The 9137-nt window shown below is 40.7% G+C and carries 5 protein-coding genes; 2 read left to right on the forward strand and 3 right to left on the reverse strand.

The annotated features are described in order from the left end of the window. Positions 1-169: 169 nt before the first annotated feature. The 3 genes from IQ224_RS18720 to IQ224_RS18730 form a co-directional block, all read right to left on the reverse strand. Positions 170-2002 (reverse strand): calcium-binding protein, encoded by a 1833-nt coding sequence (locus tag IQ224_RS18720; protein ID WP_228036314.1) that lies wholly within the window; start codon positions 2000-2002, stop codon positions 170-172. Positions 2003-2449: 447 nt separating this feature from the next. Continuing rightward, a complete protein-coding gene (locus tag IQ224_RS18725; RefSeq protein WP_036399255.1) occupies positions 2450-5554 on the reverse strand; it encodes an efflux RND transporter permease subunit in 3105 nt (1034 codons plus the stop codon). Positions 5555-5658: 104 nt separating this feature from the next. After that, entirely contained in the window at positions 5659-6336 is a 678-nt protein-coding gene (locus IQ224_RS18730) for a C40 family peptidase (protein WP_002740382.1), read from the reverse strand. A gap of 765 nt (positions 6337-7101) precedes the next feature. Here IQ224_RS18730 and IQ224_RS18735 point away from each other — a divergent pair. Both IQ224_RS18735 and IQ224_RS18740 read left to right on the forward strand, forming a co-directional pair. Then, on the forward strand, positions 7102-8490 hold the full coding sequence (locus tag IQ224_RS18735) for an LCP family protein (RefSeq protein WP_194033346.1): 1389 nt from the start codon (positions 7102-7104) through the stop codon (positions 8488-8490). A gap of 2 nt (positions 8491-8492) precedes the next feature. Then, entirely contained in the window at positions 8493-8993 is a 501-nt protein-coding gene (locus IQ224_RS18740; protein WP_002768627.1) for a pentapeptide repeat-containing protein, read from the forward strand. The last annotated feature ends 144 nt before the right edge of the window (positions 8994-9137 follow it).

Below are 9137 nucleotides of genomic sequence, written 5' to 3' on the forward strand. Positions count from 1 at the left end.
TAAAAATTTTGTTAGAATTTCATCCAGATTTATGAGTTGAAATCGATTTTTCATGGACAAAGTTCTTAAAACCTGTCTATCTCCAGCGTTGGATGATAATTATCTGTCAAAAAATAATGCTTCTACACAAGTTCTCTATTTAAATAAGAGAATTTTATCTGAATTTTTTTCAAAATGAGAATTGCTGTAATTTAACAACTTTTGTTGTACTATCAACCTGTACGCCTACTTTAGGATTTGCAGTGGAAAAGTCAAGAGTATCTTTTCCTTCACCGCCATCAAGGGTTACTCCTTGAGGAATTGATTGGATTTTTACAATGTCATCTTTTGGAGTAAATTTAAGGGTTTCAATGCTAGATAAAGTGTCTGTGTCAGAGCCGACCTTTACTGTCCCATTAAATCCCGTTAATTTTGGATCAGGATTTTTGACTAAAGTTAAAGTAATTGGTGTTGTTTCTAAACTGTAGTCAACAGTATCATTTCCTAAGCCACCGTCTAAGGTATCGTTACCAGCACCGCCAATCATTATGTCATTTCCGTTACCAGCTTCAACTTTGTTGGCCGCTTTATCCAGAGTAAAAACATCGTTAAAACTACTACCTTTAAAGTTTTCAATTTTGATATATTGCGGAATTCCTGTTCCACTTTTAACTAGATCTACTGTTATTGGTTTACTTGAATTTGAAAAGTCAACCAGATCAATTCCTTCTCCACCATCAACTTTGATCGTTTTTTCATCAACTTTAAAGATGTCATTATAGGCTGTACCAACAAAGATTTCAAAATTAGTGATTGAGAGAGAGTCCGAGCCTAATTTAACAACTTTTGTTGTACTATCAACCTGTACGCCTACTTTAGGATTTGCAGTGGAAAAGTCAAGAGTATCTTTTCCATCAACAGCATCAAGGGTTACTCCTTGAGGAATTGATTGGATTTTTACAATGTCATCTTTTGGAGTAAATTTAAGGGTTTCAATGCTAGATAAAGTGTCTGTGTCAGAGCCGACCTTTACTGTCCCATTAAATCCTGTTAATTTTGGATCAGGATTTTTAGTTAGGGTTAGAGTAATTGGTGTGGTTTCTGAACTATAGTCTGCCACGTCAATTCCAAGACCACCAGTCAGAGTATCATGACCAAGCCCACCATTAAGGGTATCGTTACCTTCACCACCTAGCAATGTATCGTTACCATAAAAGCCGCGTAACTGATCATTACCTATCCCCCCTATCAATAAATCATCATTATTTTCTTTTAAGGAAATAGCTCCCCATAATATATCATTGCCTCTACCACCGATGAGAATACCTCCATTTTTGTTATATTTAAATAAAAGAGTTTTGTCAGTCCAGTTATTAGCAAATAACGCATCATCACCATCGGTTCCATATTCTATGGCTTTATCAGCTTTATCTCCACCTAAAAACCTTGTAACGCCACTAGAAAATAGATCGTTCGTCAGTTTTATTATGCCATTGTAAAGTGTGGATGATGCTAATCCACCCCAAGATGCTATCTTTAGACGATCAGCCTCAAATGTAGCTTTATCGTATGTTTTTTCAGTACGAGTACCAGTGAAATTAATATTCACTGTTCGACCAATCTTGGACGGATCAATAAGAGGCTCTAAAATAGCATTACCAATACTCGCAAATATCCCACCACCCACAAAATCAAAATTGTCTTGAAGAGGTTCAACATAAAAGTTTTGAATTTCTCTAGTACCGTCCGCCTTAACAACAAACTTTGCACTATCAGAAATTTTGAATCTCTGACTGTTATAAATATAAACTCTTTCCGCGTAATCATCTACCTGATCTCGATAGTAGATATGCTTCATGTTCCACCCATAATCATTGCTTAAACCAAAATAGGCAGCTAATTGTTCCTTGGTGTAAATTCCAGGTGATATTTGATAGCTAGGATTAAGGAGAGGACGGGAATTAAAAAAACCTTTGACAAGCTCAAACTGCGCTCCGACTGCAAATCGTCCAGGCCCTGCCATAAAGCTATTAACATTAACATCAACAGAGGATGTTACTGCTTTAGGTCGAATCAGCTTATCGTCAACGAGATTTTGTTGGCGTTTCGATTTGTCCGTACAGGTAAAGATTGGTAATTAATTCTGGGGTTAATTTATCAAAGATCATTGTAGTTTCCTATGTCAAAGTTGTTTAAAATTTCAAATTAGTTTAAATATAGTTGGCAGTGGTTCAGTCTGATTATTAGAATTAGGTGAACTCCCTGCACCTTATAACTATGGCTCTTCGTTACTTGTTATGGTTCGATAGGGGGGCATAAATCAACAAAATCTTTATCTGGTAAGGGATTTAATTGATTAGTTCGCTTTAGATAAAAAACAATTGACAAAAATCGCCCAATGTCTTTCTCTATAAGGGTTCCATCCCTTATAACTCCCGTCTATTGCATAAGACAAACCGAAGAACCAAGATTATTTTCTGGAGAATAAAACGTAAAAACAGGGAATAATAAACAGAGTTAACAGAGTTGCTAAAGACAAACCCGAAAAAACGACAATTCCTAAAGGTTGCAGGAATTCCCCTCCCTCTCCCAATCCTAAAGCGAGGGGAAATAAACCTAAAACCGTGGTCACGGTAGTCATTAAAATCGGTCGTAAACGTTGGGGAGCGGCCTTTAAAATGGCTTGTAGTCGAGTAAAACCGAATTCTTGCCGCAATTGATTGGCCAATTCCACCATAATAATCCCGTTATTAACCACAATGCCCACCAATAACACCACCCCGACGATGACAATGGCATTAATCGGGGTTTTGGTCAAATATAGTCCAAAAATTCCCCCCGCTAGGGCCAAAGGAACAGTTAACATAATCACCAAAGGGTCTATGAGCGAGTTATACTGGACGGCCATGACTACAAAGACTAAAAATACCGATAAACCCGCTAATAAACCCAAAGAACCCTGAATTTCTTGATTAGACATGGCGGCAGCACTGGGTAAAATGCTGATACCATCGGGTAAGGGAGTGGAATTTAAAACCGATTGTACCCCTGCGAGTGCGTCACTTAATTTCGCACCCTCGACCAAACTGCCGATAATAATAAAAACTTGACGCTGATTGATTCTCTGGATGACTCCGGGGGTTTTTCCCGCTTCAATCCGGGCTATATCTGCTAATTTTAAGTCTTCTTGCCTATTGACAAAAATAGGTATTTGTGAGATATCACTAATTTTTTGCCGCGAGTTGGGGTCCAATTGCACCCGGATATCGATTAATCTTTCTCCCCGTTGCAGTTGGGTGGGGATTGATCCTTGAATAGCGGTCCGTAGCGTTTGTCCCACTTCCAGGGTACTCAATCCCAAACTATTTAAGCGGGTCCAATCGGGTTTAATCTGGATTTCCGGTTGTCTGGGGTCAGCATCGGGACGAAAACGCGCACTAGGGACTTTTTCATCGAGAATACCGAGGATTTCTTCACCAGCTTGCTCTAAAGTTTTCCCATCGCGTCCCTGTAACATCACATCCACGTCAGCACCAACGGAGGGAGAGTTATTAAGAATAATACCGCGCACTTGACCGGGAGTGAGACGCAAACGCACGTTAACGAGGTTTAATTGCTCTAGTGCTTTGCTCATGCGTTCGATATATGCTTCTGTATTAGTGCCTTGTTTGAGATTAATCGTACTAGAAGCGCGCAAAATATTTTCATTGGTAGTTGTGCCAAAAAGAGAACCGCCACTGGTAGTAAAAACGTACTTGGTCTCTGGTTGTGATAATAAAATCTTTTCTACTTCCCGCATCACCTGACGGTTAGTATTTAAATTGGTACCGGGGGGAAATTGAGCAAAAACGTTGACCTGTCCGGTTTGAATACGACTAAAGACTTCCTGGGGGATATATTGCCAGAGATAAAAACTACTTCCCCCTAAAATTAAAAAGGCCAGTAGGATAACAGCTATTCTGTAGCGGATGATTTTAGCTAAAAAACGACCGTAGAGGATGCTTAAACCTTCTAGACGTTGACTAAAGACTTTTAAGAGCCAAAATCGCTGAATACCACGGTCAACCCGCATATTTAACAAACGACTGGCTAACATGGGAACAACGGTTAACGCACACAGGAGAGAAGCAGCCACAGCAAAACTGATAGTGAGGATAATCTCGTTAAACAGCAGGGAAATAAAACCACCCAGTAATAAAAATGGCAGGATAGAGACGAGATTAGTCGCAGTGGAGGCCACTAAAGCAGATTCTACCTCTTGGCTGCTATTCCGGGCAATTTCTAAAAAATCTCGCTTATTTTGGTTTTGACTAACTTTGAGGGCAATATTTTCCAGCATGACGATGGAATTATCCACCACGATACCCACCCCTAGGGCCAATCCTCCCAAACTAAACACATTTATCGATAACCCGAATAACTTCATACAGATAATTGCGACGAGGGTAGAAAGAGGAATCGCTAGGGTAATGATAAAAGTCTGTCGCAGGGAACCGAGAAAGACGAATACAGTCAATCCTGCTAGAATTGTCCCCGCTAGTCCCGACGAAACCACGTTATTAACCGCATTTTGGATAAATACAGACTCATCGGTAGTGGGGACGACTTGCATCCCCCCGGTCATTAACCTGGATTTTTTTAATTCGGCAATGCGTTTTTTGACCCCTTCTACCACAGCAATCGTGTTCGCATTCGGTTGTTTTTGGACGCTAACCCTGACGGCATTTTTTCCATTTAGGGTGACAAAAATTCTTTGTTCTTCTGTCCCATCGATAACTCTGGCCACATCCCGCAGATAGATTTTTTCTTCGGGATTATTACTATCGGTCAGTGCTAAATCTTGGATATCCGCTACGTTTTTAAATTTCCCCACTGCACGGGTTAAAGGTTCCCCGGTTTCTCCCTCTAGTCGGCCCCCAGAGATGTCCTGATTGCGTCTTTTTAGGGTGTCTAAAACCTGATTTAATCCCACTCCTAAAGATTGTAATCGCTGCAGGTCAATATTAACTTGAATTTCTTCTCTAACTCCCCCAATCACGTCCACCACTGCCACTCCTTCCACAAACCCTAATTCTCTCCCTAATTCTTCATCAGCAAATAATCTTAAATCTTTTAGGGGTAGGGTATCAGAAACGAGAGCAAATTCATAGACGGGTAAACGAGAGGGTTCAAATTTGTTTAAGCGCGGTTCCTCAATAATATCGGGTAAATTTTGTCGGACACGATTAAAACTTTCGGTAGCTTCATTTAAAGCAACGTTTAAATCTCCCCCCGGTTGAAAAAATAAATCTACTCGCATCCTTCCCTCGCGAGTTTCTGAATAAACTTGCACTACTCCCTCGGTGGCACTCATTCCTTCTTCTAGGGGTTTAGTTACTTCTTCGAGAATAACTTCCGGGGAAACCCCCGGGACATTCATCCTTAAACTAATGCGAGGATAAGTGATAGAAGGAAGCAAATCTACTTGTAAACGATTTAGAAAAAAAAGACCGATGATGATAACTGCTATAGTTAACATCAATACTCCTATGTGACGACGAATTGATAGACCGCTTAGGGAGATGTTTTCTAACATGATTACCTATGGGGGAGAGTAAACAGTGAACAGTAAACAGTAAACAGTGAACAGTAAACCCATAACTGATAACTGATAACTGATAACTGATAACTGATAACTGATTAATTGTGCATAACTCGACCGAAACTCCATAATTTTTGATAATAATAACGACTGACGCTATCCCTATCATCGGTGAGTAGATTGATAGCGATACCATTATTACCTGTTTCTTTTCCTGAACTGTGGATATATTGATTATTACCTAGATATAAAGCCACATGATTAACTCTTTTATCACCAAAGAAAATTAAATCTCCTGGGAGTAATTCCTCTCGGTTTATTTTTTGACAAAAAGCTTCCTGTTGATAGGAATCCCTCGGCAACCAAATGCCAAAATTTGCAAAAGCAGCCTGCATTAATCCTGAACAATCGTAATTAGGTGCAAAGGTTCCACCCCAGAGATAATGATTGGTACGATTCATTGCTTCCTGAGTAAAAGTGATAATCTCAAGAATATGTTTTTCTATGTCCGAACGAGTTAGAGGAATTTTTTCATAAGCTGTGGTGGCCGCTGCAATCGCATCTAAATCTTCTAGGGATAACCAAGCTAAATAATTATCTTCCCTTAGCTGAATTTGTAGCCCTTTTTCGGTAATTTCTAGGGAAATAAATTTTAATTGTCTTCCCAGTTGTGCTTGGGTCGCTAACTCTTGACAACTGGGAGAATTGTAGAGATTTAAGTCTCTTAGACAGATATATTCCTGGGTAGATGATGGGGGAAGGGAGATGATTTGCATAAAAATAGCTCAGAATTTATTGACAGAAAAAACTGCATTACTAGCCAAAAGCAAAGGGATAACAACGAGGAGAATAACCTTAGTTCGTTCTGTCATCTTCAAGTTTCCACCTCTCTTAATTCGGCTCTCTTATTCTTTGTGTGAGCAGTTTAACTTACTATAGAAGCGATCAATCTTTGTGTCCTCTGTGTCTGGAGTGGTTCCTTCCACTCGCTCGCCCGCAGGACTGTATCTTAGAATACATTTTACCCACCAAACCTAAGAGAGCCTTAATTCTTGGCCATAAAGATAATCTATAACCGAACTGAATCCCTGAAAAATTATTAAACCTATGGCATAATTAACCTTTCAGGGTTCAAAAACTGCAAAAATAAGGCTTAAATGGCATAAAATCGGTGAATAGAGCGTTTAATCGTTTATTATTCGTTTTTAATTCTCCTGACTACTGGCTACTGGCCACCAACTCCTAACCCTAACAACAATTTTTGATTTTTACAACAGGTCTAGGATAGCCAGTTCCTTAACAATATGTTACGATAGCCGGCGAGAGGGGGTGGCCAATATCTGGAACTTTTGCTCTAGAGATAGATTCTATCGATCAACAGTCACCTCCTGGGTGGGTGGAATTAAATATAAGATGAACGTAGGTTGGGTTGAAGTATGAAACCCAACGCCTGCATGGGTTACGCTACCGCTAACCCATCCTACAAATAATTGTTCCTCCCTACTTAAAGTAAGCTTTTAATCAGATGTTGAGGTTAGTCTATGGCCAATGTTTCCGGGCGGTTTGAAAAGCAAGAATACAGCCAAAACTCAGAAAATACCGTCGCGGTGGTCAGTTCAGTCATATCCGGTTTAAAAAAAGCATCTCCCCTGCAAAAGGGCTTATTTTGGGGAATAACCCTCAGTTTTACAGCCCTAGTTTCCGCCACTGTTGGGGCTGCCGTCGCTTTAATTAGTCCCTTACCCGCACCAATTGGGGCTATCTTCCAAAAAACATCTTTTCCCACCCAAGCAGACATCCTTGAGGATCAAGCTTGGAATAGCTTAATCAATCAGCAGCTTTCTCGTCCTGTTAATATTTTAGTTATGGGCATCGATCGAGTTTTAGATGCCAAAAACAGCGACGATGTATTTAAAGGTCGCAGCGATACCATGCTCCTAGTGCGCTTCGATCCTAGCGATAAAACCGTGAGAATGTTGTCTATCCCTCGCGATAGCCGCGTCAGAATCCCCGGCCACGGTTTCACTAAAATCAACGATGCTAACGTTCACGGTGGACCAACTCTAGCGGCAGAAGTGGTCAATAATACTTTAGGGGATGTCACCGTTGATCGCTATGTGCGGGTGACTACCGATGCTTTTAAGGAATTAGTCGATTTAGTCGGGGGTGTAGAGGTTTATGTACCCGAACGAATGTATCATAAAGATGTCACCCAAAAATTAGAAATTGATTTACAAGAGGGTTGGCAAAATCTCAACGGCGACCAAGCAGAACAATTTGCCCGTTTTCGTAACCCGCAATACGGTGATATTGGTCGCGTACAAAGACAACAAATTTTATTAAAAGCACTCCAACAAAAGATTTTTAGTCCGACAATTCTCCCTAGTCTCCCGAGAGCAGTACAGGTTTTACAACAATATATCGATACGAACTTAAGCGTCGAGGAAATGCTGGCTATCGCTAATTTTGGCCGGGAAATTAAACAGGATGACTTAAGAATGATCCTACTCCCCGGCCGGTTTAATAGCCTCGAGGAATACGATGGTCGCAGTTATTGGATTTTGAACCGTCGCGAAATTAGAACCATTGTGGCTAATAATTTTACCGATAACTACGCGGGGGTAGAAACCTCCGTTTATAGTCTGCGGATTGCCATTCAAAATGCCACCCATACCAAAGGTTTAGCCCGTCGTACTCGTAATTATCTGGCCAAACGGGGCTACACAAATGTTTATATTAGCGATGACTCCTCCCAAAAGCTAGAAACCACGGCAATTATTGCCCAAAAAGGTGATATTCAGTCCGCTAACCTCTTGAAAAATCAATTGGGAATCGGTAAAGTAGAATCATCCTCCACTGGTGCTTTAGACTCAGACCTAACTATTCGGGTGGGTGATGATGTGGCCCAGTTTCTCGACGCTCAACAGTAACAATGTTGAAAAATTTTTTCAGTCTGGTTTTAATTATTTTGCTGGCGATTCTGTGGCTACTTTTCGCGGCCCGTCCGGTGGCCTTGGCCCAAGATAAAACGATTAACTATAGTTTTGCCCAGCTGCAAGATCGGGATTTTTCCCATCAAGATTTGCGCGGAGGGGTTTTCGCAGCTGCCGCAATGCGGGGAGTTAACCTAGAAGGGGCCGATTTATCCTATAGCATTCTCACCGAGGCTGTCCTCTTAAAAGCTAACTTAAAAGGGGCCGATTTAACCGCCTCTTTGGTAGATAGAGTTACCCTCGATTTTGCCGATTTAACTAACACTATTTTTACCGATGCGATCGCTACTCGCAGCCGTTTTTATGACACAATTATTACTGGGGCCGATTTCACTAACGCGGTCATTGATAACTATCAGGTCAAGTTAATGTGTGAACGGGCCGATGGCATTAATCCAGTCACGGGAGTGGCCACCAGGGATAGTTTAGGCTGTAATTAGGGTTTGCTGAATAAATCTAAAAACCTTGTTGGGTAATAATTTTAGACTTTTTATCAATCAAAAAGTACCAGATCTGGGAGTGATCGGGGGGAAAATCCCTAGACTTTTTCCCTGAAAATTAGGTAATTGACCCCCTCAAAACCC

This window comes from Microcystis sp. LEGE 00066, assembly GCF_015207925.1.
GTDB lineage: Bacteria > Cyanobacteriota > Cyanobacteriia > Cyanobacteriales > Microcystaceae > Microcystis > Microcystis ichthyoblabe_A.